This window comes from Pseudomonas sp. yb_9 (assembly GCF_043103635.1).
Classification (GTDB): Bacteria; Pseudomonadota; Gammaproteobacteria; order Pseudomonadales; family Pseudomonadaceae; genus Aquipseudomonas; species Aquipseudomonas monteilii.
On sequence record NZ_JBICKA010000111.1, the window covers coordinates 46,676 to 72,844 of the forward strand.

At 63.3% G+C, this 26,169-nt stretch carries 26 protein-coding genes; 9 read left to right on the forward strand and 17 right to left on the reverse strand.

The window, feature by feature from the left end:
• Nucleotides 1-59: 59 nt before the first annotated feature.
• Nucleotides 60-512 (forward strand): universal stress protein, encoded by a 453-nt coding sequence (locus ACF8MI_RS26975; RefSeq protein ID WP_060499757.1) that lies wholly within the window; start codon nt 60-62, stop codon nt 510-512.
• Nucleotides 513-776: 264 nt separating this feature from the next.
• On the opposite strand, the gene ACF8MI_RS26980 is transcribed toward ACF8MI_RS26975, so the two are convergent.
• From ACF8MI_RS26980 to ACF8MI_RS26995, 4 genes are read right to left on the reverse strand one after another with little or no spacing between them, the layout of a single operon-like run.
• Nucleotides 777-1,637 carry an HlyD family secretion protein gene (locus tag ACF8MI_RS26980; protein ID WP_156868101.1) on the reverse strand — a complete coding sequence of 287 codons (861 nt, stop codon included), beginning with the start codon at nt 1,635-1,637 and terminating at the stop codon, nt 777-779.
• 10 nt (nt 1,638-1,647) lie between these two features.
• Entirely contained in the window at nt 1,648-1,848 is a 201-nt protein-coding gene (locus tag ACF8MI_RS26985; RefSeq protein ID WP_009685040.1) for a DUF1656 domain-containing protein, read from the reverse strand.
• Nucleotides 1,838-4,015, reverse strand: coding sequence for an FUSC family protein (locus ACF8MI_RS26990; protein ID WP_016713501.1), 2,178 nt, complete (start codon nt 4,013-4,015; stop codon nt 1,838-1,840). The genes ACF8MI_RS26985 and ACF8MI_RS26990 overlap by 11 nt, the downstream gene beginning before the upstream one ends.
• Entirely contained in the window at nt 4,012-5,541 is a 1,530-nt protein-coding gene (locus ACF8MI_RS26995) for an efflux transporter outer membrane subunit (protein WP_104833393.1), read from the reverse strand. Before ACF8MI_RS26995 ends, ACF8MI_RS26990 begins: the two co-directional genes overlap by 4 nt.
• Before the next feature lie 191 nt (nt 5,542-5,732).
• On the opposite strand from ACF8MI_RS26995, the gene ACF8MI_RS27000 reads away from it, so the two are divergent.
• Both ACF8MI_RS27000 and ACF8MI_RS27005 read left to right on the forward strand, forming a co-directional pair.
• On the forward strand, nt 5,733-6,680 hold the full coding sequence (locus tag ACF8MI_RS27000) for a LysR family transcriptional regulator (protein ID WP_016713499.1): 948 nt from the start codon (nt 5,733-5,735) through the stop codon (nt 6,678-6,680).
• 101 nt (nt 6,681-6,781) lie between these two features.
• The gene (locus ACF8MI_RS27005; RefSeq protein WP_200929107.1) at nt 6,782-7,756 is read left to right on the forward strand and encodes a D-glycerate dehydrogenase; all 975 of its coding nucleotides are present in this window, start codon (nt 6,782-6,784) and stop codon (nt 7,754-7,756) included.
• Nucleotides 7,757-7,828: 72 nt separating this feature from the next.
• Here the strand turns inward: ACF8MI_RS27005 and ACF8MI_RS27010 are convergent, their stop codons facing one another.
• Nucleotides 7,829-8,731, reverse strand: coding sequence for a DMT family transporter (locus ACF8MI_RS27010; protein WP_104833395.1), 903 nt, complete (start codon nt 8,729-8,731; stop codon nt 7,829-7,831).
• Nucleotides 8,732-8,916: 185 nt separating this feature from the next.
• On the opposite strand from ACF8MI_RS27010, the gene ACF8MI_RS27015 reads away from it, so the two are divergent.
• Nucleotides 8,917-9,792, forward strand: coding sequence for a helix-turn-helix domain-containing protein (locus ACF8MI_RS27015; RefSeq protein ID WP_200929106.1), 876 nt, complete (start codon nt 8,917-8,919; stop codon nt 9,790-9,792).
• Here ACF8MI_RS27015 and ACF8MI_RS27020 read toward each other — a convergent pair.
• The 6 genes from ACF8MI_RS27020 to ACF8MI_RS27045 form a co-directional block, all read right to left on the reverse strand.
• Nucleotides 9,789-12,179, reverse strand: coding sequence for a TonB-dependent siderophore receptor (locus ACF8MI_RS27020; protein WP_200929105.1), 2,391 nt, complete (start codon nt 12,177-12,179; stop codon nt 9,789-9,791). The genes ACF8MI_RS27015 and ACF8MI_RS27020 overlap by 4 nt on opposite strands.
• A gap of 219 nt (nt 12,180-12,398) precedes the next feature.
• Complete coding sequence (locus ACF8MI_RS27025) at nt 12,399-13,385, reverse strand: FecR family protein (RefSeq protein WP_164524146.1); 987 nt, start codon at nt 13,383-13,385, stop codon at nt 12,399-12,401.
• Nucleotides 13,382-13,957, reverse strand: coding sequence for an RNA polymerase sigma factor (locus ACF8MI_RS27030; RefSeq protein ID WP_104835383.1), 576 nt, complete (start codon nt 13,955-13,957; stop codon nt 13,382-13,384). Before ACF8MI_RS27030 ends, ACF8MI_RS27025 begins: the two co-directional genes overlap by 4 nt.
• A 4-nt stretch (nt 13,958-13,961) precedes the next feature.
• A complete protein-coding gene (locus tag ACF8MI_RS27035) occupies nt 13,962-14,288 on the reverse strand; it encodes a DUF3325 domain-containing protein (RefSeq protein ID WP_200929104.1) in 327 nt (108 codons plus the stop codon).
• A complete protein-coding gene (locus tag ACF8MI_RS27040) occupies nt 14,288-15,862 on the reverse strand; it encodes a PepSY domain-containing protein (protein WP_200929103.1) in 1,575 nt (524 codons plus the stop codon). The genes ACF8MI_RS27035 and ACF8MI_RS27040 overlap by 1 nt, the downstream gene beginning before the upstream one ends.
• Nucleotides 15,859-16,164 carry a DUF3649 domain-containing protein gene (locus ACF8MI_RS27045; protein WP_016713490.1) on the reverse strand — a complete coding sequence of 102 codons (306 nt, stop codon included), beginning with the start codon at nt 16,162-16,164 and terminating at the stop codon, nt 15,859-15,861. The genes ACF8MI_RS27040 and ACF8MI_RS27045 overlap by 4 nt, the downstream gene beginning before the upstream one ends.
• Nucleotides 16,165-16,506: 342 nt before the next feature.
• Here ACF8MI_RS27045 and ACF8MI_RS27050 point away from each other — a divergent pair, with 342 nt between their 5' ends.
• Nucleotides 16,507-16,854, forward strand: coding sequence for an HPF/RaiA family ribosome-associated protein (locus ACF8MI_RS27050; RefSeq protein WP_060499745.1), 348 nt, complete (start codon nt 16,507-16,509; stop codon nt 16,852-16,854).
• A gap of 121 nt (nt 16,855-16,975) precedes the next feature.
• Entirely contained in the window at nt 16,976-17,266 is a 291-nt protein-coding gene (locus ACF8MI_RS27055) for a DUF3509 domain-containing protein (RefSeq protein WP_060499744.1), read from the forward strand.
• Between the two features lie 3 nt (nt 17,267-17,269).
• Here ACF8MI_RS27055 and ACF8MI_RS27060 read toward each other — a convergent pair whose 3' ends face one another.
• A complete protein-coding gene (locus ACF8MI_RS27060) occupies nt 17,270-17,740 on the reverse strand; it encodes a phosphate-starvation-inducible protein PsiE (RefSeq protein ID WP_016713487.1) in 471 nt (156 codons plus the stop codon).
• A 223-nt stretch (nt 17,741-17,963) separates the two neighbouring features.
• On the opposite strand from ACF8MI_RS27060, the gene ACF8MI_RS27065 reads away from it, so the two are divergent.
• A complete protein-coding gene (locus ACF8MI_RS27065; protein ID WP_156868244.1) occupies nt 17,964-18,227 on the forward strand; it encodes a YebG family protein in 264 nt (87 codons plus the stop codon).
• Between the two features lie 124 nt (nt 18,228-18,351).
• On the opposite strand, the gene ACF8MI_RS27070 is transcribed toward ACF8MI_RS27065, so the two are convergent.
• Nucleotides 18,352-19,371: a Glu/Leu/Phe/Val dehydrogenase gene (locus tag ACF8MI_RS27070; RefSeq protein ID WP_200929102.1), complete on the reverse strand. Its 1,020-nt coding sequence runs from the start codon at nt 19,369-19,371 to the stop codon at nt 18,352-18,354.
• A 123-nt stretch (nt 19,372-19,494) separates the two neighbouring features.
• Between ACF8MI_RS27070 and ACF8MI_RS27075 the strand changes: the two genes are divergently transcribed.
• A complete protein-coding gene (locus ACF8MI_RS27075) occupies nt 19,495-20,301 on the forward strand; it encodes a SirB1 family protein (RefSeq protein WP_156868243.1) in 807 nt (268 codons plus the stop codon).
• Here the strand turns inward: ACF8MI_RS27075 and maiA are convergent.
• Genes maiA through hmgA form a run of 3 tightly spaced genes read right to left on the reverse strand, consistent with a single transcriptional unit; the run spans nt 20,295 to nt 23,537 of the window.
• Nucleotides 20,295-20,927 (reverse strand): maleylacetoacetate isomerase, encoded by a 633-nt coding sequence (gene maiA / locus ACF8MI_RS27080; protein ID WP_200929101.1) that lies wholly within the window; start codon nt 20,925-20,927, stop codon nt 20,295-20,297. The genes ACF8MI_RS27075 and maiA overlap by 7 nt on opposite strands.
• Nucleotides 20,928-20,939: 12 nt before the next feature.
• The gene (fahA, locus tag ACF8MI_RS27085) at nt 20,940-22,232 is read right to left on the reverse strand and encodes a fumarylacetoacetase (RefSeq protein ID WP_060499740.1); all 1,293 of its coding nucleotides are present in this window, start codon (nt 22,230-22,232) and stop codon (nt 20,940-20,942) included.
• Nucleotides 22,233-22,235: 3 nt separating this feature from the next.
• A complete protein-coding gene (gene hmgA / locus ACF8MI_RS27090; RefSeq protein ID WP_104833401.1) occupies nt 22,236-23,537 on the reverse strand; it encodes a homogentisate 1,2-dioxygenase in 1,302 nt (433 codons plus the stop codon).
• A gap of 174 nt (nt 23,538-23,711) precedes the next feature.
• Between hmgA and ACF8MI_RS27095 the strand changes: the two genes are divergently transcribed.
• The gene (locus tag ACF8MI_RS27095) at nt 23,712-24,494 is read left to right on the forward strand and encodes an IclR family transcriptional regulator (protein ID WP_060499738.1); all 783 of its coding nucleotides are present in this window, start codon (nt 23,712-23,714) and stop codon (nt 24,492-24,494) included.
• A 302-nt stretch (nt 24,495-24,796) separates the two neighbouring features.
• On the opposite strand, the gene alaC is transcribed toward ACF8MI_RS27095, so the two are convergent.
• Nucleotides 24,797-26,005: an alanine transaminase gene (gene alaC, locus ACF8MI_RS27100; protein WP_060499737.1), complete on the reverse strand. Its 1,209-nt coding sequence runs from the start codon at nt 26,003-26,005 to the stop codon at nt 24,797-24,799.
• Nucleotides 26,006-26,169 lie beyond the last annotated feature (164 nt).

The following is a 26,169-nucleotide window of genomic DNA, read 5'->3' on the forward strand; positions in this document are numbered from 1 at the left end:
CAGCATTGGCAGGCCCGCGAAGAGGCCGATCCTGTAAACACATCAGCCAAGGATCCAGCATGCCCTCCCCAGTCCTGATCGCCATCGACGCCTCCCCCGCTTCCAGCGCCCTGCTCACCCTCGCTCGCCGCTACTGCCGCCCCGGCGAACACGAACTGCACGTATTGCTGGCCATCGACTCCACCTTCGCCGTCCACGACCAACCCGCGCCCTACACCGCTGAAGAACTGGAGGAATACCCCGCCGCCTGCGAGGAACAGCAACATGCCGACCACGCTGTGGCCGAGGCCGTGCGCGCGTTGCAGCAAGCCGGCTTCGCCAGCCAGGGCTGCATGGTGGCCGGGCAACCGGTCGAAGTGATCGTGACCAAGGCGCAGGAGCTGAACTGCGAGCTGATCATCATGGGCCACCGCCACCTGTCGCGGCTGGGGCGGTTGCTGGACCCGTCGATCAGCGCGAAGGTGATTGATCGGGTTAAGGTGCCGGTATTGGTGGGGGCTGCGGGTGAATGACTTGAGAGGTGTACCGCCTGGTAGATCGAGCGCCGCCCGCGCGGCGCATCGCGAGCTACGCTCGCTCCTACGTTTGTTTCAGGCCAATTTATCCTGTGGGATCTGCACGCGAACGCCTTGGTGAATGGCTCGATATTGAGTTGTACAAACAAGGCGGTCGCGCTCGCCTGCAACAGAATTGACTGGCCCGAAATAAACGTAGGAGCGAGCGTAGCTCGCGATGCGCCGCGCGGGCGGCGCTCGATCTTCCACGTTACATATCTCTCAAGGCGTATTCGGCTTCACCACCACCGTACACGTCGTCCCCGCCGCCAGCAAAAACCCTTCCGGCACTTCATCGATGTGAATCCGCACCGGCACACGCTGCGCCAGCCGCACCCAGTTGAAGGTCGGATTCACATCGGCAATCAGCTCACGGCTTTGCGGGTTGTCGCGGTCGTAGATGCCGCGGGCGATGCTCTCCACATGGCCCTTGATGCGCTCGCCGCTCATCATCTGCAGCTCGGCCTGGTCGCCCACTTTCACGTGTGGCAACTTGGTCTCTTCGAAGAACCCGTACACCCAGAACGAGTTCTCGTCGACCACCGCCATCACCGCTTCACCGGTACGCGCATAGTCGCCCTTATGGATATTCAGGTTGGTCACATAACCGTCCACCGTGGCCACGATGTGGGTGCGCTTGAGGTTCAGTTCGGCGGCAGCCAGTTCAGCCAGCGCCTGCTGGTAATCGGCCTGGGCGGAGTTGGCGATGTTGCTGGCGTCGTCGCGGTTTTCCTTGGAGATCACCAGGTTGTCCATGTCGGCACGGCGCTTGGCGTTGACCTTGCGCATTTCCCAGGTCGCCTTGCGCGAGGCGACCAGTGCCTTGGCCTGGTCGACGGCCAGTTGGTAATGCTCGGGGTCGATCTGGATCAGCAGGTCGCCCTTCTTCACCCGCTGGTTGTCCTTGACCGGGACGTCCACCACGTAGCCGGGCACGTCGGCGGCGACGTTGATGATATCGGCACGCACGCGGCCGTCGCGGGTCCAGGGCGTGGTCATGTAGTGCAGCCACAACTGGCGACCGATGGCCACGGCGGCGACCAGCACCAGCAGGGTGGCGATCAGGCTGAAGAACTTTTTCATCGAAGGATTCTCACCAGTAGACAGTAAGCGCCATGGCGCCGAACAGGCAGACGAACAGGCTCAGACGCAGCAGCGCCGGGTGCCAGAAGAAGCGGTAGCCATCATGGCTGGCGATGAACCGGTCCAGGCCCCAGGCCAGGCCCAGGGCGAACAGGAACATCAAGGTCATGGTGGGCATGTACACGCCATGGAAGGCGATTTCACGGGGCATGGTGCAGTCCTTTCGCCGGCGCCAGTGGCGACTGTGGGTCAAGCAGGGAAGAACGGATGAAATGCAGGTAGCTTTGCGCACGGCGCAGCACCGAGGTATCGAAGTGCCGGGCGAACGGCTCGTCGGTGGCTTGCACGCGGGCGATGGCGTGGTCCACCGCCACCAGCGCACGTTCGTGGTTGCTGGCGCTGGGCTGCAAGAACAGCCTTGCCAGCGCGCGGCCCATCACGCGGATGGCCTGGCGCCACGGTTGTGACTCGGCGTAGGCCGGGTGCACCGGCGCACGGGCCTGCTCTTTGCGCAGCTCGATGACGGCGTGACCGATTTCCAGCACGGTGAACATCCACCCCATCAGCTGGCTTTGCACCTGCGGCTTGCCGGCCGCCAGACCGTAGGCCTGGTGCAACAGGTCGCGGGTGCGGCTTTCGAAGGCCGACCCCAGGCCGCGTAGGCGGCCGCTGATGGCGAACAGCACTTGCTCACGCAGTTCCTGCTCCAGCCGGCTCCACAGCCAGCGGCTGTTGGGCGGCAGGATGATCGCGCCAGCAGCAGCGCAGACGAACATGCCGATGACCATGCCGATGTAGTCGTTGATGAACGTGTAAGGGTCATACACCGTCAGGTTGTTCGGCACCGAACCGATGGCGAAGAACACCAGCAGGCCCAGGCCATAACCGGCGTAAGCCGGGCGCGAGGCAAGGAACGCGCCGAGCACGAACACCGGCGCCAGCACCATGCACAGCAGCGGAAAACCGTCGATCCAAGGGAACACGAAGAAGGTTTCGAAGAAGCCGACAAAAGCGCCGATAGCCGTGCCGCAAGCCATCTGGAACGACATGCGTTTGGGGTTCGGCGAAGCCGCCGAAAGGCCCACGGTAACGGTAGCGATCAAGGTCATCATGGCGCCGCTGGGCCAGTCGCTGAGCAGCCAGTAACTGCCCAGCAGCAACAGCACCGCCGAGGCACGCACACCGGCGGCCAGCGACACCAGCCAGCTGGTCTGTGCCACATAGGGCTCGTCCCACTGTTCACGCTCGTGCCTGTGCGCCGCCAACGAAGCGTGGGTTTCGGCATAACTGAACATTTCGTCGACAAAGCGGTACAGCAGCTCGAACGCCGTATGGAAGTCGAGCAGGTCGGCCTCGCTGGGTTCGGTCGCCAGGTACTCAGCGCGCAGCCCGCGCACCTGGGCTTGCAGGCCTTCCTTGTAGGCGGCCAGCTCCAGGGTCAGGCGCAGTGCATCGGCATCGGTCAACGCCCGGCCCACGTAGGGCTGTAACAGCTCCACCAAGGTGTTCAGGCCCGGTTCGATGGCACTGACGATCTGCAGGGGGCCACGGGCACGCAGGCGTTCGAGCAAACGGTGCAGGGCATTGAAACGTGTGGTGATGGCCATGAACTCGCTGTTCATGCGCACCAGCCGGCCACTGCGGCGGCGCATGTGCGGGTCTTCGAAGGCGGTGACGTTGCGCAGGCTCTCAAGGCCCACGGCTTCGGCGACAAAGCGCACGTTGCTGCTTTCGAAACGGTCTTTCTGGCTGTCACCGCGCAGGGCTTCCACCACCACCCCGGCGAAGACGCCAAAGCGCTGATACAGGGCGTTGCGCATGGCGGCACTGGCCGACTGCGGCAGGATCGCGGCACTGACGAAGGTCGATACCAGAATGCCCAAGGCAATTTCCAGCACCCGCCATACCGCTGCCATGAACGCCTGGTCGGGGTGCTGCAGCACCGGCAGGCCGATCATCGCTGCGGTGTAACCGGCCAGCACGAAGCCATAGGCGCGGAAGGTGCGGTAGCGCATGGCGCCGGCCGAGCACAGGCCCACCCACAAAGCCAGGCTGGGCAGGAACAGCTCGGTGTTCTGCGGGAAGATGGCGATCAGCGCCACCATCATTGCCGAGCCGGCCAGGGTGCCGAGCACCCGGTAGAAGCTCTTGGCGAACACATGCCCGCTTTGCGGCTGCATGACGATGAACACGGTGATCATGGCCGTGCGCGGTTGCGGCAGTTCCAGCCGCATGGCCAGCCATAGGGTGATGAACGCGGCAGCCAGCACCTTGAAGATGTAAACCCAGGTCACACCGTCGGTGCGCGCCCAGGCAAAGAAGCCCCGGCGCCATTCCAGGCTTTGCAGCCAGCGCACGGGCAAACTGGAAGTGCTCATTCGGCGTTATCCGGCTTCTTGTCGAAAATGGCCAGGGTGGCCGGGGTGGCCGGCGCGGCCTGGCGTTCCTCTTTCGGCACATCCTGCCCGGCCTGCAGGCCACCGCCCAACGCGGTGACCAGCTCGGCATGGGCGATCAGGCGTGCGGCCTGCACCTGCTGTTGCACTTGCTGCTGGCGGAACAGCAAAGTCTGCGCATTGAGCACGTTCAGGTAATCGGTAAGACCCCGCTGGAACGCGACCATGGCGATGTCGTAGGTTTTCTGCGCAGCAGCAACGGATTCGGCAGCGAAATGCGATTGTTCTTTCATCGACTCGCGGCGGATCAGCTGGTCGGAGATATTCTTCAGCGCGCCAACCACGGTCTGGTTGTAGCGCGCCACAGCTACGTCATACCCCGCCGAGGCCACGCCCAGCTCCGAGCGCAGGCGGCCACCGTCGAAGATCGGCAGGCTGATGGCCGGGCCGACGTTGTAGTTGAACTTGCGCCCGGTGAGGAACTCCAGCGGGCCGCCGCCGGTGGCCATGAAACCCAGGCTGCCGACCAGGTCGACGTTGGGGAAGAAGCCGGCATGAGCAACGTCGATGCCACGCGCCTGCGCGGCAACCTGCCAGCGGCTGGCAACCACGTCAGGGCGCTGGCCGACCAGTTGGGCAGGCAGGTTGGAGGGCAGTTTCAGCGGCGCGGCCAGGGCCAGGGTCGGGCGCTGCAACTGTGCGCCCTCCCCCGGCCCCTTGCCGGCCAGCGCGGCCAGTTGGTTACGGGTCAGGGCGATTTCTTCGTTGAGGCTGTCGAGCTGGCGGTGGGTTTCCGGCAGCGGCGCTTCGGCCTGGCTGACTTCGAAATGGGTGCCGATGCCCGCGTCCAGGCGGCGCTTGGCCAGGGCCAGGATCTGCTCTTGCTGCTGCAGTTCGGCCTTGACGATGTCGCGCTGGGCAAAATGCAGGCTCAGTTGGATATAGGCCCGCACCACATTGTTTTGCAGTTCCAGCTGCGCCTGGCGGGCCTCAGCCACACTCATGTGCGCCTGGTCCACGGCCTGCTCGCTGGCATTGCGTTCGCGGCCCCACAGGTCGAGGGCGTAGCTGAAACCGAAGGCGGCGTTATTGTCCCAGGTGTTGGCGCCAGACAGCGCGCCAGGGCCGTAGAACTGGTCTTCAGGCCAGTTGTGGCGCTTGAGCGTGGCCTGGCCATTGACCTGCAGTTTTTCCGCCGACTCGACCACACCCGCCATGGCCTTGGCTTCGCGCACCCGCGCGGCGGCCATGGCCAGGCTTGGACTGCCGGCTACGGCCAGGGCCACCCAGCGGTCCAGCTGGGGGTCGCCATAGGCGTGCCACCACTGCTGGTCGGGCCAGTGGGCATCTGTCGCGGCTTCGCGTATGGCCGCGTCGGTGGTCAAGGTATTGGCTTGCAGCGTCTTGCTTTGCGGGGCGATGCCCCAGGTTCCGATACAGCCACTCAAGGTGAGGGCAAGGGCACAGGCACTGAACGCATTGAGCGTTCTGATGATGCGACGCGGCACAGCTGCGATTTCCCGAGGAAGAGGTGAAGGGGCCGGGCAATTCTAGGGGGCGGCAGCACTGGCGATAAGCGCAGATTCCTGCGAATCTTTGTTACCAAAACAGCGATAATCCGCCTTTGGTCGAAGGCAACTTTTCAGCTTTTTATCGTTACTTCGTGACACAATTTTGTCCTCTACATCGAGAGTGACCCATGGACACCCTGCAAAACATGCGTGCTTTCAGTTGCGTAGCCCAGCTAGGCAGCTTCACCGCTGCGGCGGCACAACTGGATACGACCACCGCGAACGTGTCGCGGGCGGTCTCCAACCTGGAAGCCCATCTGCAAACAAGGCTGCTCAACCGTACCACCCGCCGCATTGCGTTGACCGAGGCCGGCAAGCGCTACCTGATGCGTTGCGAACAGATTCTTACCTATGTGGAAGAAGCCGAGGCCGAGGCCAGCGACGCCCATGCGCGCCCCGCAGGGCAGCTGAAGGTGCACTCCATGACCGGGGTGGGCCAGCACTTCGTGGTCGATGCCATTGCCCGCTACCGCGAATCGCACCCGGACGTGACCTTCGACCTGACCATGGCCAACCGCGTGCCCGACCTGCTCGACGAAGGCTATGACGTGTCCATCGTGCTGGCCACCGAACTGCCCGACTCGGGGTTCGTGTCCCAACGCCTGGGCATCACCTACAGCATCGTCTGCGCTTCGCCCGGCTACATCGCCCGCCACGGCAGCGCGCAAAAGCCGGCCGACCTGCTCAAGCACGCCTGCCTGCGCATGGTCAGCCCGGTGATCCCGCTGGAAAAGTGGCTGTTCGACGGGCCGGAAGGCCAGGAGATGGTCAACATCACCAGCTCGCCGTTCATGGTGAACACCGCCGATGCCATGAAGACCGCGATCCGCAGCGGCATGGGCGTGGGCGTGCTGCCGATCTACTCGGCCATCGACGGCCTGCGTGATGGGAGCCTGGTACGGGTGCTGCCCGAGTACCGCCTGCAGGAGCTGAACCTGTACGCCATCTACCCGTCGCGGCAGTACCTGGATGCCAAGATCAAGACCTGGGTCGAGTACTTGCGCAATTCCCTGCCGGAGATTCTCGCGGCCCATGAGGCGGACCTGAAAACCCATCAAGTGCTGATCGCCAACTAGTAGCAGCTGCAAGCCGCAAGAAAAGGCAGACCGGAGCAGGTACGGCTTTTTCTTGTGGCTTGAAGCTTGTAGCTTGTAGCTTTTCTTGTGGAAGTTGCCCGATGAAAAAGACCGTCCTGGCCTTCAGCCGTATCACCCCGGCCATGGCCGAGCGCCTGCAGCAAGACTTCAACGTGATTTTGCCGAACCCCAAGCTCGGCGACATAAACGCCCAGTTCAACGAAGCCCTGCCCGAAACCCATGGCCTGATCGGCGTTGGCCGCAAGCTCGGTCGCGCCCAGCTTGAAGGCGCAGGCAAGCTGGAGGTGGTGTCCAGCGTGTCGGTCGGTTACGACAACTACGACCTGGACTACTTCAACGAACGCGGCATCGCCCTGACCAATACCCCGGATGTGCTGACCGAAAGCACCGCCGACCTGGGCTTCTCGCTGATCATGGGCTGCGCCCGCCGTACCGCCGAACTGGATGCCTGGACCAAGGCCGGCAACTGGCAGGCCACCGTGGGCCCGGCGCACTTTGGCAGCGATGTACACGGCAAGACGCTGGGTATCGTCGGCATGGGCAACATCGGCGCAGCCGTTGCCCGCCGTGGTCGCTTTGGCTTCAACATGTCGGTCATCTACGCGGGCAACAGCCGTAAAACCACGCTGGAGCAAGAGCTGGGGGCGCAGTTCCGCAGCCTGGAGCAGTTGCTGGCAGAAGCGGACTTCGTCGTGATCGTGGTGCCGTTGTCCGAGGCCACCCGCAAGTTGATCGGTGCGCGAGAGCTGAAGCTGATGAAGCCGAGCGCTTTCCTGATCAACATCGCGCGCGGGCCGGTGGTAGACGAAGCGGCGCTGATCGAAGCGCTGCAAAACGGCACTATCCGTGGGGTTGGCTTGGATGTGTACGAGAAGGAGCCACTGAGCGATTCGCCGCTGTTCAAGCTGCCTAACGCGCTGACCTTGCCGCACATCGGCTCGGCTACTGCCGAAACCCGAGAGGCCATGGCCAACCGGGCGATAGACAACCTGCGTGCGGCACTGCTGGGTGAGCGGCCGCGGGATCTGGTGAATCCGCAGGTTTGGAAGGGCTGATAGATATTCGTTGCCTGTACTGGCCTCTTCGCGGGTAAACCCGCGAAAGGGCCGGTGCAGGCAGCACATTACCTATTTGGCCAGCACAACGTCCTCAGCCACCCGAGCCTTGGGCTTGCGAAACACCAGCACATTCCCCGCCATCACCGCCACCAGCCCCAACAAGGCCGGCGCAGTCCACTGATACCCCTCGGCCACCGCCGACACATTCAGCGCCACCAACGGGAACAGCACCGTGCAGTAAGCCGCCCGCTCCGGCCCCATGCGCCCGACCAGCGTCAGGTAGGCCGTGAAGCCGATCACCGAACCCGGTATCACCAGGTACATCAACGACCCGATATAGCGGGTGTTCCATTCCATGTCGAAAGGAATACCGCTGGCCAGGCAATACACCGCCAGCATCATCGCCCCGTAGACCATGCCCCAGGCATTGGTGGTCATGGGCTTGAGCCCGGCCTTCTGCTGCATGCTCGACAGCATGTTGCCCGCCGAGAAACACAGCGTGCCGAGCAAGGCCAAACCAAGGCCGTACAAGGTTTCACGGCTGGCCGCATGGTGCGACAGCTCTGGCCAGAACAGCAGCCCCAGGCCGAGCAGCCCAAGCGCACCGCCGCCCAGTACATTGGCGGCGATTTTCTGGCCGAAGAAAATCCGTGCGTTAAGTGCGTTCCACAGCGTTGCAGTAGAGAACACCACGGCGATCAGACCGCTGGCAATCCACTGGCTGGCAGTGAGAAAGCACATGAAATTGACGCAGAACAGGCACAAGCCCTGGGCCAGGCAGATCTGGTGGCCGCGGCGGTTCATGGGTTGCAGGCGGCGGGTGAGCAGCAGGATGGCGAACAGGATCAGCCCGGCCAGGGCAAAGCGGTAAACGATCGAGACCGGGATGGCGACCCCCCCCAGCTGGAGCTTCAGGGCGATCCAGGTGGTACCCCAGATCAGGACGGTGAGCAGGTACAGTGACAGGTTCATGGCGGTGGTTCCTTGGGCCGTTCAAGATCGGTGCCCGGCGCTTCGCGGGCAAGCCCGCTCCCACAGGGATCGCCAGTGTTCTTCCGATCAGCGTTTGCCCGCTTGCACAAACTTGCGCTTTTCTTGCCCTGATGGATGTCACTCGACCACAGCCGCAGTACGATGACAGGCAAGAGGATTCGCCCATGACCCCACTCACGCAGCTGCAAGTGTTCAACGCCATGCACGCCTCGCCCCACGCCCGGCTGGAGCTGAGCGCGCACCTGGGCGATGGGCTGGCGGCGGCGTTGTGGAGCAACCGGGATGATGCCCGCGATTATCAGGCACCGACCCATCACACCCTGTCGTGCTACATCGCCGACGGCACCGGCACTTTCCGCCGCCAGCGCCCGGCCGACAAGGGCGCGCCGGGCAAGCTGTGCGTGATGCCGGCCGGGCAGGAATCGAACTGGGTGGTCAATGGTGGAATCCGCCTCGCGCACCTGTATCTCAGCGAGGCGCAGTTCGCCTTGGGTTGCGTGCGCCTACTCGACCGGGAGCCGCGTGAACTGCAGTTGCAGGAAGCGACCTTTCTCGACGACCTGCAACAGGCCGCGCGCTTTCGCCAACTGATTACCCTGGACTGGGACGAGCCCGGCGAGCGCCTGCTGGCCAGCAGCCTGGCACACGAGATTGTCGACCATGCGCTGCTCAGCCAGGTCGGGCTGCGCCAAGGCCTGCGCCTGAAGGGCGGGCTGGCGCCAAACCTGCGCCGGCAGATGGTCGAGTACATCGAGGCGCACTTGGACCAGCCGATTACCCTGGGTGAACTGGCCTTGCGCTGCAACCTGTCCGAATACCACTTTGCGCGCATGTTCCGCACCAGTTTCGGGCTACCGCCACACCAGTACCTGCTGGCCCGGCGGCTGCACCGGGCTTGTGGGCTGTTGCGGCTGGGGGAAATGCCGCTGGGGGAAATTGCCTTGATGTGCGGGTTTGCCAGTGCCAGCCATTTCAGCAACCGGTTTCGCCAGGCCATTGGAGCAACACCTGGCGACTATCGAGCGGCCTTCGCTGACTAGAACTCCAGGGTGCTGGATAAGCTGACCTGCCGCGCATCCCCAATCGCCACAAAGTACTGGTTCACCGCCGAGCTGTAGTAGACCTTGTCGAACAGGTTCTTAACATTCAGCTGCAAGCGCACGTTGTGCTCATCCAGCTTGGTCTCGTAGCTGGCGAACGCATCGGCCACGGTATAGGACGGCAGGTCGAAGGTGTTGGTCGAGTTGCCCGCCCGCTCCCCCACATAACGCGCCCCCGCGCCCATACGCAGCTTGTCGCCCCCGAACAGGCTGCCGAAGTCGTACACGGCCGACAGCGAACCGCTGTGCTTGGCCACATTCTGCAAGCGGTTGCCTTGCAGGGCCGGGTCCTTGGTGACCTTGGCGTCCGTGTAGGCGTAGCTGCCAATCAGGCTCCAGTGCTCGCTCAGCTGCCCCGTCAGGTCGAGCTCCACGCCACGCGAGCTGACCTCGCCGGCGTTGCTGTACACCGTCTCTTTGGTGGTGGCATCAAAGTTGGAAACCAGCACATTGCGCTTGGTGATGTCGAACAGCGCCAGGGTACCGGTCAGGCGGCCGGGCATGTCTAGCTTGGCGCCCAGCTCCCACGACTTCCCTTCCTCGGGTGCAACCGACGCGTCCAGCACCACGCCGCCCGTCAGCGGCGCGATGCTGGAGTTGGGCTTGAACGACTCGCTGTAGCTGCCATAGAACGACAGTTGGTCATCAAACTTGTAGACGATGCCGGCATGCGGCACCCAGGCTTGGCCGCTGTTATCGGTATTGGCCGTGAACGGACGGCCACGGCCTGCGTACTGGTCGAATTGCTGGAATCGGGCACCGGCCACCAGAATCCAGTGATCATCCAGGTGCAACGCGTCCTGCACGAACACAGCATCGGTGCGCAGCTTGTCGGTCTGGTCGCTGTCACTGGCTCTTACTGTGGTGCCTTCCACTTCCTGGCCGTACACCAGATTTACATAGCTGAACGTGGACTGCGCAGTCTGGCGGATCAGATCACCGCGAAAGATCTTGCGGTCTTCATGATCAACGCCGAACAGCAGGTCGTGCTGCATACCGGTCACTTCCACGTTGCCCGCCAGGCTCAAGGTGGCGAACTGGTCACGGCTCATGGCGTTGTGGGTGCCATCGATGCTTCGCGACAGTGTGCCGGTCTCTTCATTCACGCCCGTGACGCGTACCTGGCTGGCATCGTAGGTCTCACGGTTGAAGCTGTAGCCAAAGTGCAGCTTCCAGTCATCGGCCAGTTGGTGGTCGACTTCCAGGCGGTACAGGTCAGACCGCCCTTCCATGTCGTTGAACGGCTCGTCCAGGCGCCGCGTGGCGGGGATGTTCAGCGGGTGGCCGTTGTTGCCGAACGCGGTGCCGCGGTCGAAGGGCGAGCGAAACTCGCGGTGCTCGTAGGCCAGTACCACCTGGGTGTCTTCACCTAGCCAGGCCAGCGACGGCGCCACCAACGATTCGCGGTGCACGCCGTAGTTGCGCCAGTAGTCTTCGTCTTCGTGGTCGACGATCAGGCGGTAGGCGAAGTTGCTGTCGCCCAGCGCGCCGGTGCTGTCGAACCCGCCGCCACTGCCGTTCTTGCCGCTGCCGTAGGTGGAGCCACGCACGGTCAGGGCGTTGTATTGCTCAAGTTGCGGGCGCTTGCTGACCACGTTGATCACCCCGCCCGGGTCCTGGATGCCGTACAGCAGCGAGGCCGGGCCCTTGAGCACCTCGACCCGCTCGGTGCTGGCGTTGAGGCTGCGGCCCTGCACGATGGGCATGCCATCGCGCATGATCGAGCCGTCGCGGTTGTCGCCAAAACCGCGCTTCATCACCGTGTCGGAGGTGCCGCCGAAGTTGTTGCCCTGGGTGATGCCACTGACGTTGTAAAGGGCATCGTCGAGGTTGCGCGGGGCCTGGTCGCGGATGACCTGAGCCGGTACCACGTTGATGGCCTGGGCAATGTCCTGGTTCGGGCCCTGCCCGCGCATGATCGAGGCGGTGGCCGGCGGTTGATAGCTGTACACGTCCATTTGCGAGGTCACGGTGGTGGCCTGCAGGTTGAGGGCGCCGGAGGTGTCTGCGGTTTCGAGGGTCAGCGTGCGTGCATCGACGCGGCGCCAGGCCAGCCCGGCGTTGCCCAGCAGCTGTTGCAGGGCCTGTTCGGCGCTGAATCGGCCGTTCAGTGCCGGTGCCTGCACACCCGGCAGTTCCAGGGTGTAGACCACGCTCTGGCCGGTGGTGCGGCTGAAGGCGTTGAGCGCCTGGGCCAAGGGCTGGGCCGGCTGGGCGAAGGCATAGGTCTGCTGTTGCTCGGCGGCACTGGCCAGGGGAGCGACAGCAACGGCCGGGAGCATGGCAAGGCCGAACCAGAGAGGGACGCAACGCGGGGTGAACTTCATGGACGCTGACCTGTGAGAGGGTGATGACTGCGAATGAATCGCACTTCCACTCATTACACGGATGCCACGTCCTGTTACCTCACCCGTTGATTGAAAAATATTTTTGCCTGCCCCGGCCTCTTCGCGGGCAAGCCCGCTCCCACAGGAATGGCACACGTTTCAAATCCGGTGCAGTACCTGTGGGAGCGGGCTTGCCCGCGAAGAGGCCCGGACAGGCAACTACTGAATCAAGGTCAACCGCCCCAACACGGTCTGCCGAGAAAAGCCCATCACCTTGCCCAGCGAATCCAGCGCCAGCAACGGTTCGCCTACTGGGAAACTGCCGCTGACCTTGCGCTGCCCCAGTTCACCATCCAGCAACAGAATGCGCCCCGGGTAATAGCGCCCGAGGTCTTCCACCACCTGCGCCAGTGGCACCTGGTAGTAATTCAACCAGCCCTGGCGCCAGGCCAGGCGGTTTTCACTATCCACCGCCTGGGTGTCGCTTAACCTGCCTGCGCTGTAGTTCACCTGCTGGTTGGCAGTCAGTTCACGCGCCAACGTGCCCTGCGCAGGGCTAACCCCCACACGCCCACTGCGTACCGTCACCTGGGCGCCCTCCCCCTGCTCGCGCACTTCGAACTGGGTGCCGAGCACTCGAACTTCGCCACCGGCAGCTTCGACCAGGAACGGCTCGCCGGTATGCGTCACCTGGAAAAACGCCGCGCCATGAAGCAACCGCACACGGCGCTCCCCCTTGGCGAAATCGACAGCAATGGCGCTACCGGCATCCAGCGTGACCTGCGAGTGGTCAGCCAAGGTCACCTGGCGAATCTGCCCGGCACTGCCGTAGTCAGCCTGCAGGTCCTGCAACCAGTACCCCGGGTGCCAACCACCGGCAACACCCACGGCCAGCACCAGACAGGCCGCCATCGCCATCGACACCGCCGCCACATGCCGCCACGGACCACGGGCCGGCGGCCTGGCCATGGCATCGAGGTAGCGTTGCAAGGCTTGCTGTTCTTCGTCGGCCAACCGCTGCGCAGGGTCGGCGCTTTTCTGCCACAACAGCTGAGCCTGTTCGTAGGCGGCGCGGTGAACAGGGTCGGCCAGCAACCACCGCTTGAACGCCGCCCCCTCGGCTTGCGCGGGCTGCTCGTTGATGCGGCTGAGCCACTGCAGGGCGGCCTGGGATTGCGCCTCGGTAATCGGGGGCATGCTGCTCATCGACGGGCGCTCCCTGGCCGGCGTGGAATGGGCGCGGGCTCGGCAACACTGGCCTTGCACGCTTCAAGGGCGCGCATCATATGCTTTTCCACGGCACTCTGGGACAGTTGCATGGCCTTGGCGATTTCGCCGTACTTGCAGCCGTGAATGCGGTTGAGCAGAAAGATCTGCCGGGTGCGTTCGGGTAATGCACGCAAGGCGGCTTCGATGCGTTGCAGGTCGTGGTCCACTTCCAGGGCCTGCTCTGGCGCCTGGGCCGTGGCCACTTCATCCACCGGCAACGCGGCTTCGGCCACGCGTTCGCGGCTGCCTTCACTGCGCAGGTGGTCGATGGCGAGATTACCAGCGCATCGCAGCAAGTAGGTGTCCAGCGCCTCGACCTTCACTTCGGGGCGCCGCCAGAAGCGCAAAAACAGCTCCTGAACCAGGTCCGATGCCGTGGCGCGGCAGCCGACGCGCCGCCTGACCAAGGCTTCCATGCGTGCCCGTTGGGCCTGGAACACCTGGACGAAACGGGCACGCCCGCCGGCACTGTCGGCGTCGGGCTCGATGATGTCCCCCTGCTCGCTCACGGCTTCACGCGGCAAACACGGCCAGCAACGGGCCGAGCACCACGCTGGCGGCGGCCAGGCCCAGCAGCAGCCGCGGCTGGTAAGGCAAGCCGAACACCCAGAGGGTTACCCCGGCCATTATCACCGCCGTCCACTCCACCAGCCCATGGGCCCAACCACGCAGGTGCACGCTGAGGACCAGCGACAGCATCAGCACCAACCACCCGGCGATACGCAACAGCCGCAACTGCCCAGGGCGCGGCTTGCGCCCGAGCAGGTCGCTGAAGTGTTTTTCCATGGCCAGGCACAGGGCGACAAAACCTGCGAATGCGATCAGTGCGTTACCCAGCATCAGCTCGCCTCCGCTGTTTCAGTGCCCGGCTTTTTTGCTGCGCGTGGGCGCTTGGCAACCGGCTTGGGGCTGCGCAGCATCTTGCCGGCCAGCCAAGCCAGGAACAGGCCGGTGGCCAGGGCAGTCAGGTCGAAGCCGGCCATGGCCCAGTCACCCTCCAGCAGCGAATGGTTCAGCCCGCGGTGGGTACTCAGGCCGTTGAGCAGTGGCAGCAAGGCAAAGGCCAGCGCACCCAACGCTAGTTGCTCGCCCCAGGCCCTGCGCCCGCTGCGTAGTAACGCATGCACCAGCGAAAGGCCCCAGACGATGAAGAAGGCATTGACCTCCCAGTCGCCCCGGCCTTCGAAGTCTATCGGGACCAGGCGGTTGGCCCAGAAGAAAGCTGCCACCGCCAGCAGCAAGCCGCTCATGCTGGCGATATTGAGTACCTCGACCAGGCGCAGCTCGCCCGGTATGCGCTCGCTCTTGGCGTGCTTGAGCTGGCGCTTACCCAGCCACATCACCAACCCGGTGCCGATCACCGCAGTACCGGCCACACCAAAAAAGAAGTACAGCCAGCGCAACCAAGGCCCCGCGAAGTTGCCCATGTGCAGCCCGGCGAAACTGAAGGCGGTCATCATTGCCCCGCTCTCTGGCTTGCCCTGGCTCAGCAGCTCGCCACTGGCGCCATCGAAGGTCCAGTTGGCGCTGCGCCGATACGCCACATGGTCGGCAGACGATTGCGTGAAGGTGACGCGGGCATTGCTGTCGCCCGGGTTCTGCACCTGGATGTTGCCAATACGCGCGCGGGGTTGCAGTGCCTGCACCTGGGCATACAGGCTGGGCAACGGCACCAGCGGTGCAGCCACATGGGCCGCCTTGGGCGCATCGTCGCGGCCGAACAGGTCGTTGAAGTACTTGTCGGTGTCATTGCCATAGCTGGCCATGATCCCCGCCGGCATCACCATGTACATGAACAGCACCAGGCTGCTGTAGCTGATCATCAGGTGAAATGGCAGCACCAGCACTCCGATCGCGTTGTGCCCGTCCAGCCAGGAGCGTTGGCCCTTGCCGGGGCGGAAGGTGAAGAACTCCTTGAAGATCTTCTTGTGGGTGATGATGCCGGTGACCAGCCCCAACAGCATGATGAACGCGCAGAAGGTCGACAGCCATCGGCCGAACGGGTAAGGCATCTGTAGCTGGAAGTGGAAGCGGTAGAAGAACTCGCCACCGCGGCTGTCGCGCGCTTCAACCGGCTGACCGGTCTGGGTATCGAGGGTTTTACTCACGAACCCGCGTGGCCCGCCATTGGGGTCGCGGTAGCCCACGCTCAAGGCGGCCTCGCGCGCGTTGGGCATGCGAATGAACCAGGTGCCCGAATGCCCGGCATTGTCCTGCAGGTAACGTTGGGCCACACCCAGGCTGTTGAGCGGATCCAGGGCATGGCTGCGCACTTCGGGCTGCGCCCAGTGGGTGATTTCTTCCTTGAAATACGACAGCGTGCCGGTGAGGAAGATGGCGAACAGCAGCCAGCCGAAGATCAGGCCGGTCCAGGTGTGCAGCCAGGCCATCGCCTGGCGAAAGCCTTCTTTCATGGGTTTTTCATCCAGTAGGCGACGCCGCTGATCATGCCCAACAACAGGCTTGGCGCCAGTACACCCAGCCAGGCACGCCAGGCGTTGCGGCAGGCGAAGCACCAGATGAACGCCAGCAGGTAGAAGACGAACGACAGCAACAGGCCGGTGAGCGTGGCATCGACCTTGGGCAACGGCGCCACCAAGGCAATACAGACGCTGGCCATCGACGCCAGCAAATAGCCGCCCAGCAGCGCGGCCAGGCTGCGTGAGGCAACGCCCAGCCGGTAACTGAGCGGGAGGCCGGCGGTTTTGCGCGTCATGGCGAAGGTCCGGGCGTTTTCGGGGCTGCAATACTAATGATTTCAATTCTCATAAGCAAAGCCTGCTGACAGGTGACGTTTGCCGAAACAGACGGCCACCCCTAAAATGCGAAAAATTCTTACTACCGCGTCCGCGCCGGTGGTGCACGCAACGCGAATTCTGACCTGCAGCAAATGGGGGGCCGCTTTGTAGCCCCCTTTTGCAACAAGAAATTTATTTTCAAAAAGGGCTTGAATTCATTCCGCAGTTGCCTGACCTTAGAGTCAAGAGGCGCAGAAATTCCAAGGGTCTCAAGGGCCTAGGCGCGCCTCCATGCGAGCAAGCTGAATAAGGATTGAATCATGCAAATCCAGGTCAACAGCAGCAACCATTTCGAAGGCAACGCCCGGCTGGATCAGTGGGTCCGCAGCACACTGCAGAACTCGCTGGAACGGTACGAGGAAGACCTCACCCGCATCGAGGTTCACCTGCGCGACGAGAACGGCGCCAAGCCCGGACCGCATGACAAACGCTGCCAGATGGAGGCTCGCCCAAAAGGCCACCAACCGATTTCCGTGACCCACATCGCCACTTCGCTGGACCAGGCAGTCGACGGTGCCGCCACCAAGCTCAACCACGCGCTGGAACACTTCTACGGCAAGTTGCGCAGCAAGCGCGGCGCCCTGGAACTGAGTGACCCAGACGCCTGATCGGCAATGCAAAACGCCCGGCCTGAAGCCGGGCGTTTTTGTTTGTAGCGATCAACGGCAGTGAACCAACCCGCCGCGTTGCCAGTCAACTTCTGCAGTCATTCGCTGCAGAAGCAAGAGCATGAACAACCCATTCGAACGAATCAGCGCTGCATTCGCCCCCGAATACCGGGTCAACCTCAGCATCACAAACCTCGACGGCAGCATCATGCTGACCCTGTCCGACGATGCCGGTGTGGTCGCCAGGCGCCTCGTCTCCCAGGCCCAGCGCAACGACCCGGTGCGCCTGCAACGGGTGATCGACAGCATTCGCCTGGGCCTGGCCATCGAATTCAGCCAGAACCCCATGCAGGTGCTGGCCGCGCTGACCCGCGACGCCCGTCACGAGCCGCGCCACGTCGTTGCCAACTGAGGGCTACTTGCCCTCCTCCACTTCCTTGCCGTTGGCATCCAGCACCTTGGTCGAGGGGTAGCGATACGAAGCGTAGCGCACCACCAGAATCGAGAACGCCAGCAGCAGGATGCCCCCGCACAGGTACAACAGCCCTTCGTCCGGCGCCTTGTGGTGCGAGACATCGCCGATCAGCAGGCGGGTCAGCGCAGTAATCGCCACGTACAGCAGGAAGCGGATCGGCATGTGGTTGGTCTTGAAGTAGATGCCCACCATCGCCCCCAGTTCCAGGTAGATGAACAGCAGCAGAATGTCATCGACACTGACCCCGCCCTTGCCGAGCATGTCCAGGAAGGTGACCACCGCCGCATAGGCGGTAATCGCGCCAATGCCGAACAGCGCCAGGTAATGGAAGGCCTCGACGCACAGGTTGCCCAGCGAGTCGGCCGAACCATGCAGGCCTTTGCGTAGCTTGTCTGCCCATTTGATGTTCACGATGTTCCATTCCCCGATACGTCTTTAAGGATGATGCGTCACCGGTGTGACGCTTGTGCCATGCAGTTAAAGGGCCAGGCCCTTGGCTTGGAAGGCGACCGATTGCCGCAAGGCACGTGTGGGCCAGGCTGAAGAATCAGGTTGCGTGATGATGGCAATGCCATTACTGTATGCGCATACAGTAAACTGCAACACAACCAGCAAAAAGGCATAGAGGTGATGAATGGCCGTCGAAGTGGTGTACCGCAGCAGCCGCGACCCGGAGCGCTTGTTCATGGATAAGGCCGAAGCAGACCGTCACGACAAGATGCTCGAACTGGCCGAGCGCCTGGCCGAAGTGCTGCACAAGGCAGTGCCGTCGCTGACTGAGCAGCAGGTTGAGGAAGCCGGTATCTACATGGCCAAGAACCGCGATGTGTTTGCCCGGGCGTTCAAGAGCCAGCCGGATGCGTTGGGCGAGTTGCTGGAAAGTGGTGCTGCCGAGTGAGATCGGCGCCGCCTGCTTCGCGGGCAGGCCCGCTCCCACAGGTATTGCACAAGTCTTGAAGCCTGTGGAGTACTTGTGGGAGCGGGCTTGCCCGCGAAGAGGCCGGTAAGGCCAACATCAACATTCAGCCGTAAAGCAACCGTTCCGCCAGCATCTGCGCCACCCGCGCCGGAGAACGCTTCTCCGCCTGGGCATGGCCGAACACTTCGGTCAGCCGTGACGGTATCCGCGCCAAGTGCGCGGTGATGGTGCCCAAATCCTCGCCACGATGCGTCAGCGCCACGTAGATCAAACCACCGGCATTGATCACGTAGTCAGGCGCATACAATATCCCGCGCGACTCCAGTTGGTCGGCCACCTGCAAGGTGGTCAGCTGGTTGTTCGCCGCTCCCGCCACCGCCGCACAACGCAACTGCATCACGCTTTGCCCGTTCAGCACCGGCCCCACGCCGCAAGGGGCGAAGATGTCGCAAGGGGTGCTGATCAACGCATCGTTGGTCACAGGCTTGGCATCGAACTGCTCCATCGCCAGCCGCACACGTCCTGGGTCCAGGTCGCTGACCAGCAGCTCCGCGCCCACTGCATGCAGTTGCTCCGCCAACGCAAAACCGACATTGCCCAAGCCCTGCACCGCTACCCGCAGGCCTCTGAGGTCATCACTGCCCAGCCGGAACGAGGTGGTGGCGCGAATACCCGCGAACACCCCCATCGCCGCATGTGGCGAGGGATCACCCGATGCGGTGGTACTGGTCACATGGGGTGTGCTCTGAGCAATGCAGTCCATGTCCAGGGTCGAGGTGCCGCTGTCCACGGCGATGATGAAACGCCCGTGCAAGGTATCGATGACGCGGCCAAAGGCCTCGAACAGTGCGGCGCGGTTCTCCACATGCGGGTTGCGCATGATCACCGCCTTGCCACCGCCCAGTGGCAAGCCCGCCAACGCCGCCTTGTAGCTCATGCCCTGGGCCAGGCGAATGGCATCGGTCATGGCGCTTTCGTCATCGGCATAAGGCAGGTACCGGCACCCGCCCATGGCCGGGCCCAGTTGCTCACTGTGGATCGCCACAACCGCTTTCAGGCCCGTAGGCGGGTCGTTGAAAAGGTGCAAGGACTGGGTACGGGTGCTTTGCATCAGAGCGAACATCGACAGGCCCCCCATAAGGTGCTCCCTCCAGTATAGGCACCGCGCTGAAGCTGATGCCGCCGCCGGACCACTGGACGAAACCGCGCGCCACGGCTAATACTCAAGCGTGTGTGGAGAAGCCCCATGAACCCACGTCAAGCCTGCCTGGCCTGCCTGGAACGCGAGCCTGTCGCCCTGCTGGAAGCCGCATTGTGGATTGCCGCCGAGCACGACCGGAGTGTCGAGCCCGCGGCCAGCCTTGCCGTGCTGCAAGACCTGCAGCGCGATATCAGCACCAACCTGCCGATGCTGCCCCTGTGCGAACTGGCCCAGCCGCTGCTGCGCCAGCTCAATGCGCTGGGCTTCCAGCAGGATGAGTACCACCCCCTGCGCCCGCAAGCAGCGATGATGGACAAGGTGCTGCAACGCCGCCGTGGCCAACCGCTGACCCTGGCCATCCTCGCCCTGGAACTGGCCGGGCGCCTGTCCATTCCGCTGGAGGGTGTGGGCTTTCCTGGCCATTTCCTGCTGCGTGTACCGGGTGCCGACCACCTGCTCGACCCCTGCGGTGGCCGGCGCCTGTACCCCAACGATTGCCGTGAGCTGCTGGCCCGCCAGTTCGGGCCGCATGTTGCGCTGACGGCCGAGCACATGCGCAGCGCCACCCCGCTGCAGATGCTGCAACGCCTGTCACGCAACCTGCGCCAGCTGCACATCAGCAACGACAACCACCTGGCGGCGTTGATCGATGCTGAACGGGTCATGCAGTTGGGGCCGGTGCAGGTCAGTGACTACATGACCCGCGCCTCGTTGTACCAGCACCTGGATTGCCCACAGGCCGAGCGCTTCGACCTGGAGCATGCGCTACTACTGACAGAAGATCCGGCCCAGCGCCTGAAGCTGTCCGAACGCATCGGCAAGCTTCCGGCGGCGAACCGTTCGCTTCACTGAGCCGGGCTGTCCGGCTGCTGGGCGGGGTGGGCCTGGGTGAACGCCGGATGCCCGGCGGCCAGTGCGGCAACCCGCAGGATACGCGGGAAGCTGCTCAGGTCGATGTTGAAGCGTTCGGCGGCATACAGCTGCGGGATCAGGTACACATCCGCCAGCCCCGGTTGATCACCGAAACAAAAGCCTTGATCACCAATCAGTTGCTCCACTGCCGCCAACCCTTGGCTGATCCAGTGGCCGATCCATTGATTGACCTGCCCCTCGTCCTGCCCGGCCTGGCGCAGCCGGTTGAGCACGCTTACGTTGTGCAGCGGGTGGATGTCGCAGCCAATCATTGCCGCTACACCGCGCACTTTGGCACGCGCCTCGGCCGTGGCCGGCAGCAACGCGGGCTGTGGATAAACCTCTTCCAGGTACTCGATGATTGCCGGTGACTGCACCAGCAATTCACCGCCATCGGTGCGCAAGGCCGGTACGCGGCCCTGTGGGTTGATGGCAACATAGCCCGCCCCACGCTGCTCACCCTGCAACAGGTTGACCGGCAGGGGCTGGTAAGCCAGCCCCTTTAGTGCCAGGGCAATGCGCACCCGGTAGGACGAGGTGGAACGGTAATAGGTGTACAGCTCCATGCCCGCCTCTCCTCAGTTGGCCGCGATGACCGTGCCACGGCATTCGCCGAAGCCGATGCTGGCCACGCCGTCGCGCGTGCAGCGTGCACGCAGGATGATTTCGTCGCCGTCTTCGAGGAACTTGCGCACCTCGCCGCTGGCCAGTTCCACCGGCAGCTTGCCGCCCTCGGTGATCTCCAGCAGGCTGCCGAACGAACCTGGTGTGGCACCCGACAAGGTGCCCGAACCGAACAGATCGCCTGGTTGCAGCTGGCAGCCGTTGACGCTGTGGTGCGCCACCAGCTGCGCCACGGTCCAGTACATGCTGCGAGTGTTGCTCAGGGTCAGGCGGTGTGGGGCAACGCCCTGCTCACGCATGCGCTGGGTCAGCAGCAGCACTTCAAGCTCGATATCATAGGCACCGGCGGCCTGGTCGCGCTTGTCCAGCAGGTACGACAGTGGCTGTGGGTCACCTTCCGGGCGCGCCGGCTGGGCGCAGCGGAACGGCTCCAGCGCTTCGGCAGTGACCACCCAGGGGGAAATGGTGGTGATGAAGCTCTTGGACAGGAACGGCCCCAGGGGCTGGTATTCCCAAGCCTGGATATCGCGCGCCGACCAGTCGTTGAGCAGACACAGGCCAGCCACGTGCTCGGCGGCATCGCCTACCGGGATCGCCTGCCCCATGTCATTGCCCTGGCCAATCCAGATGCCCAACTCCAGTTCGTAGTCCAGGCGTGCGCAAGGGCCGAAGCTCGGCTCGGTGTGCCCGGCCGGCAAGGTCTGGCCCTTGGGCCGGCGCACATTGGTGCCCGATGGGCGGATGGTGGAGGCGCGGCCGTGATAACCGATCGGCACGTACTTGTAGTTGGGCAGCAGCGGATTATCGGGGCGGAACAGCTTGCCCACGTTTTTGGCGTGTTCGATGCCGACGTAGAAGTCGGTGTAGTCACCGATCTGCGCGGGCACATGCAGTTGGCAGTCGCTGGCCGGGATCAGCGCCGGCTTCAACGCCGACTGGTGCTCGCTGTGCTCGCCAAGCAGCGCCTGCAAACGCTCGCGCAGCGCCACACGGGCACTGCGGCCCAAGGCGAAGAATGCGTTCAGCGCGCCACCGCGGGTGGCTTCGACGGCAGACTTGGCAGCACCGTCGAACAGGCCGGCAGCCAGCACCGCTTCCAGGTCGAGGATCGCGTCACCGATGGCCACGCCACAGCGTTTGGCTTCACCCGGCCGGCTGAAAATACCCATCGGCAGGTTCTGCAGCGGGAAGTCGCAGTGCCCGTTGGCGTGCTCGACCCAGCTACGGGCATTGGCAGTGTGGTTCATGGGTTATCTCCGGTTCGGGTTGAAGGTGCTCGGCAAGGTGGCCCAGCAACTATCGTAGTCGGCCTGCAATTGCGGGCATTCAAGGGCTTGCTGGCTCGGGCGCAGCACTTGGCTGGTCTCGAACATGAAAGCCATGGTGTTGTCGATCTTGTGCGGCGCCAGGTCGGCGGCAATGGCCTTTTCGCAGGTTTCGGCGTCGGGACCATGGGCGCTCATCACCCCGTGCAACGAGGCACCACCCGGCAGGAAGCCTTCGGCCTTGGCATCGTAGGCACCGTTGATCAGGCCCATGAACTCGTTCATCAGGTTGCGGTGGAACCAAGGTGGACGGAAGGTGTTCTCGGCCACCATCCAGCGTGGCGGGAAGATCACGAAGTCCATGTTGGCCAGGCCATGTACGCTGGTCGGCGAAGTCAGCACGGTGAAGATCGAGGGGTCCGGGTGGTCGAAGCTGACGGTACCGATGGTGTTGAAGCGGCGCAGGTCGTATTTGTACGGGACGTTGCTGCCGTGCCAGGCCACCACATCCAGCGGCGAATGCTGCAGTTCGCAAGCCCAGTGCTCGCCGAGGAACTTTTGCACCAGTTGCACCGACCCTTCGGCTTCTTCGTAGTGCGCCACCGGGGTGAGGAAGTCGCGCGGGTTGGCCAGGCCATTGCTGCCGATAGGGCCCAGGTCCGGGATGCGTAGCGGCGCGCCATGGTTTTCGGCGATGTAGCCGCGGGCCTGGCCATCGAGCAGTTCGACACGGAACTTCATGCCGCGAGGAATCACCGCGATCTCCAGCGGTTCGACCTCCATCACGCCCAGCTCGGTGGCAATGCGCAGGCGGCCCAGCTCCGGCACCAGCAGCAGTTCACCGTCGGCGTTGAAGAAAACACGCTCCATGGAACGGTTGGCGCGGTAGATGTAAATACTCACACCGGCCGGTTTTTCCGCAGCAGCGTTGGCCACCATCGGCAGCCAGCCCTCGATGAAGTCGGTCGGTTCGGCAGGGATCGGCTGCGGGCTCCAGCGCAGGCGATTAGGGTTGATGCCACCCAACGGCCCGCTCAGCGGCTGGCGCGCCAGGCGCTCGAAACGTGGGTGCAGTGCAGACGGGCGAATACGATAAAGCCAGGTACGGCGTAGCTCACTGCGGGCCATGGTGAACGCCGTGCCCGAGAGCAATTCGGCATACAGCCCATAGGGCGCCTTCTGCGGGGAGTTCTGCCCGACCGGCAAAGCCCCTGGCAGTGCTTCGCTGGCAAATTCGTTGCCGAAGCCGCTGAGGTAGTGAAGGTCGGGTGAGGTGTCGCGATTCATCGATGCCTCCGGGCTCTGGCCGAGCCGTTGCGGGCAGCTGGCTGCTGGCCCGGTGTGGGGTGACAGCGCGTCTGCATTGTTTTTATCGTAATCAGATTACGAATAACGTAATTTGCCCCGCGCTTGGCGTCAAGCTATAAAGGCCCGACTTGAAGAATCCGGAAGCCGATATCCATGACCAAAGCCAGCTCCCCCGCCGACAACGGCAAGCAGAAAGTCCGCTCGGCGGAGGTCGGCACCGACATCCTGAAGGCGCTTGCAGAGCTCTCTCCTTCCACTTCGCTGTCACGCCTGGCGGAACATGTGCAAATGCCGGCGAGCAAGGTGCACCGTTATCTGCAGGCGTTGATTGCCAGTGGCTTTGCGGAGCAGGACAGTGCCACCAACCATTACGGTTTGGGTCGCGAAGCATTGCGGGTGGGGTTGGCGGCGCTGGGCAGCATTGATGTGTTGAAGATTGCCGCCCTGCCGCTGTCGCAATTGCGCGATGAACTGAACGAGAGCTGCTTCATTGCCGTGTGGGGTAACCAGGGCGCGACCGTGGTCAGCATTGAACCGGCAGTGCGTGCGGTCACCGTGGTCACGCAAATCGGCTCGGTGCTACCGCTGCTTACCTCCTCTACCGGCCTGGTGTTCGCCGCCTACCTGCCCGAGCGCGAGACCGTGGAGTTGCGCGACCGCGAGCTGGCCGCCCTGCACCACAATGCAGAGGACTACCAGGCGGTATTGGCCGGCATTCGCGACCGTGGGCTGCACCATGTGCACGGCCTGCTGATGCCAGGTGTGGATGCGTTGTCGGCACCGGTGTTCAATGCCTTGGGGCAGGTGGTGGCCGTGATGACCGTGGTCGGGCCAACGTCGATTTTTCATGCCGACGAACATGGGCCGGCGGCGCAACGGCTGCTGGCAGCGGCCCGAGAGACCAGCTGGCGCATGGGCTATTCGCCGGCCGCGTGAGCGCCTGTAGCACTATTGCCCGATACGTAAAGGTGAATGTCATAAGCAGCTATTTTTCCTACAGGATCAAGCGCTTATTCTTAACTCACTGGCCGGCATGAAGGGCTCTTCCCCCCGCCTTTCAGGCCTGCGAGGTTCACCGACGTAGATTTTGAAGCTCCTTGATCTAACGTCTCGATTGGCCGCTGTGGCTTGCAGCGGCCTTTTTTTTGCCCAGAAAAACCTGCGCGCTCGACGGGCTCGCACGGCCCCGGTAGAGCGGCCTCGTGTAGCGAAAGGGCCGCAAAGCGGCCCTGACAGGTTTACTTGCGGGCCAACCCATCGGCCCGGAACATCTGCCGGATCCCGCGAATGGCCTGGCGAATGCGATCCTGGTTTTCGATCAGGGCAAAGCGCACATGGTCATCGCCATAGTCACCAAAGCCAATCCCCGGCGACACGCACACCTTGGCCTCGGCCAGCAGTTTCTTGGAAAACTCCAGCGACCCCAGGTGCGCATACTGCTCCGGAATCTTCGCCCAGACGTACATCGAGGCCTTGGGGTTCTCGACCATCCAGCCCAGTTCGTGCAGCCCCTTTACCAGCAGGTTGCGACGCTGGCGGTACTGCTCGGCGATGTCGCGCACGCACTGCTGGTCACCTTCCAGCGCAGCGATGGCAGCGACCTGCAGCGGGGTGAAGGTGCCGTAGTCGTGATAGCTCTTGATCCGCGCCAAGGCACTGACCAGCTCGGGATTACCGACCATGAAGCCGATCCGCCAGCCCGCCATGTTGTAGCTTTTGGACAAGGTGAAGAACTCCACCGCAATGTCCTTGGCGCCGGGCACCTGCATGATCGACGGGGCTTTCCAGCCGTCGTAGACGATGTCGGCGTAGGCCAGGTCGTGCACCACCAGCACGTTGTACTGCTTGGCCAACGCCACCACGCGCTCGAAGAAGTCCAGCTCCACGCATTGGGCAGTAGGGTTGGACGGGAAACCGAGGATCATCATCTTCGGCTTGGGGATCGACTCGCGGATCGCCCGCTCCAGCTCGTTGAAGAAGTCCACGCCCGGCACCAGCGGCACCGAACGCACCTGGGCACCGGCAATGACCGCACCGTAGATATGGATCGGATAGCTGGGGTTGGGCACCAGTACCGTGTCGCCCTGGTCGAGGGTGGCCAGCATCAGGTGCGCCAGGCCCTCTTTGGAGCCGATAGTGACGATGGCTTCGCTTTCCGGGTCGATGTCGACCTCGTAGCGTTCCTTGTACCAGTTGGAAATGGCCCGCCGCAGGCGCGGGATACCGCGAGAGGTGGAGTAGCCGTGGGTGTCTTCACGCTGGGCAACCTGCACCAGCTTCTCGACGATGTGCGGCGGGGTGGCGCCATCGGGGTTGCCCATGCTCAGGTCGATGATGTCCTCGCCACGGCGGCGGGCAGCCATCTTGAGTTCGGCAGTGATATTGAAGACGTAAGGGGGGAGACGATCAATGCGCGCAAAGCGGCGCGGCGAACCTGGGTTGGCCATGGCTTCCTCTGAGTACGTAAGCGCCCGGAACCGTCCGAGCGACGTTGGCCGATGTGGCGGCCTGGATCAGAAGATAGTGCCGAAACATGGTACCTGTAAAGGATAATTTCCTGTTTTGTTAGAATTTTTCAGATGTATTTTTTGAAAATTAAAGATTTATGTTT

What these genes read in the sequence shown, in the direction of transcription:
- ACF8MI_RS26975 (WP_060499757.1), top strand. Translation starts at nt 60, where the DNA reads ATGCCCTCCCCAGTCCTGATCGCCATCGACGCCTCCCCCGCTTCCAGC.
- ACF8MI_RS26980 (WP_156868101.1), bottom strand. Translation starts at nt 1,637, where the DNA reads ATGAAAAAGTTCTTCAGCCTGATCGCCACCCTGCTGGTGCTGGTCGCC.
- ACF8MI_RS26985 (WP_009685040.1), bottom strand. Translation starts at nt 1,848, where the DNA reads ATGCCCCGTGAAATCGCCTTCCATGGCGTGTACATGCCCACCATGACC.
- ACF8MI_RS26990 (WP_016713501.1), bottom strand. Translation starts at nt 4,015, where the DNA reads ATGAGCACTTCCAGTTTGCCCGTGCGCTGGCTGCAAAGCCTGGAATGG.
- ACF8MI_RS27000 (WP_016713499.1), top strand. Translation starts at nt 5,733, where the DNA reads ATGGACACCCTGCAAAACATGCGTGCTTTCAGTTGCGTAGCCCAGCTA.
- ACF8MI_RS27005 (WP_200929107.1), top strand. Translation starts at nt 6,782, where the DNA reads ATGAAAAAGACCGTCCTGGCCTTCAGCCGTATCACCCCGGCCATGGCC.
- ACF8MI_RS27010 (WP_104833395.1), bottom strand. Translation starts at nt 8,731, where the DNA reads ATGAACCTGTCACTGTACCTGCTCACCGTCCTGATCTGGGGTACCACC.
- ACF8MI_RS27015 (WP_200929106.1), top strand. Translation starts at nt 8,917, where the DNA reads ATGACCCCACTCACGCAGCTGCAAGTGTTCAACGCCATGCACGCCTCG.
- ACF8MI_RS27020 (WP_200929105.1), bottom strand. Translation starts at nt 12,179, where the DNA reads ATGAAGTTCACCCCGCGTTGCGTCCCTCTCTGGTTCGGCCTTGCCATG.
- ACF8MI_RS27025 (WP_164524146.1), bottom strand. Translation starts at nt 13,385, where the DNA reads ATGAGCAGCATGCCCCCGATTACCGAGGCGCAATCCCAGGCCGCCCTG.
- ACF8MI_RS27035 (WP_200929104.1), bottom strand. Translation starts at nt 14,288, where the DNA reads ATGCTGGGTAACGCACTGATCGCATTCGCAGGTTTTGTCGCCCTGTGC.
- ACF8MI_RS27040 (WP_200929103.1), bottom strand. Translation starts at nt 15,862, where the DNA reads ATGAAAGAAGGCTTTCGCCAGGCGATGGCCTGGCTGCACACCTGGACC.
- ACF8MI_RS27045 (WP_016713490.1), bottom strand. Translation starts at nt 16,164, where the DNA reads ATGACGCGCAAAACCGCCGGCCTCCCGCTCAGTTACCGGCTGGGCGTT.
- ACF8MI_RS27050 (WP_060499745.1), top strand. Translation starts at nt 16,507, where the DNA reads ATGCAAATCCAGGTCAACAGCAGCAACCATTTCGAAGGCAACGCCCGG.
- ACF8MI_RS27055 (WP_060499744.1), top strand. Translation starts at nt 16,976, where the DNA reads ATGAACAACCCATTCGAACGAATCAGCGCTGCATTCGCCCCCGAATAC.
- ACF8MI_RS27065 (WP_156868244.1), top strand. Translation starts at nt 17,964, where the DNA reads ATGGCCGTCGAAGTGGTGTACCGCAGCAGCCGCGACCCGGAGCGCTTG.
- ACF8MI_RS27070 (WP_200929102.1), bottom strand. Translation starts at nt 19,371, where the DNA reads ATGTTCGCTCTGATGCAAAGCACCCGTACCCAGTCCTTGCACCTTTTC.
- ACF8MI_RS27075 (WP_156868243.1), top strand. Translation starts at nt 19,495, where the DNA reads ATGAACCCACGTCAAGCCTGCCTGGCCTGCCTGGAACGCGAGCCTGTC.
- maiA (WP_200929101.1), bottom strand. Translation starts at nt 20,927, where the DNA reads ATGGAGCTGTACACCTATTACCGTTCCACCTCGTCCTACCGGGTGCGC.
- fahA (WP_060499740.1), bottom strand. Translation starts at nt 22,232, where the DNA reads ATGAACCACACTGCCAATGCCCGTAGCTGGGTCGAGCACGCCAACGGG.
- hmgA (WP_104833401.1), bottom strand. Translation starts at nt 23,537, where the DNA reads ATGAATCGCGACACCTCACCCGACCTTCACTACCTCAGCGGCTTCGGC.
- ACF8MI_RS27095 (WP_060499738.1), top strand. Translation starts at nt 23,712, where the DNA reads ATGACCAAAGCCAGCTCCCCCGCCGACAACGGCAAGCAGAAAGTCCGC.
- alaC (WP_060499737.1), bottom strand. Translation starts at nt 26,005, where the DNA reads ATGGCCAACCCAGGTTCGCCGCGCCGCTTTGCGCGCATTGATCGTCTC.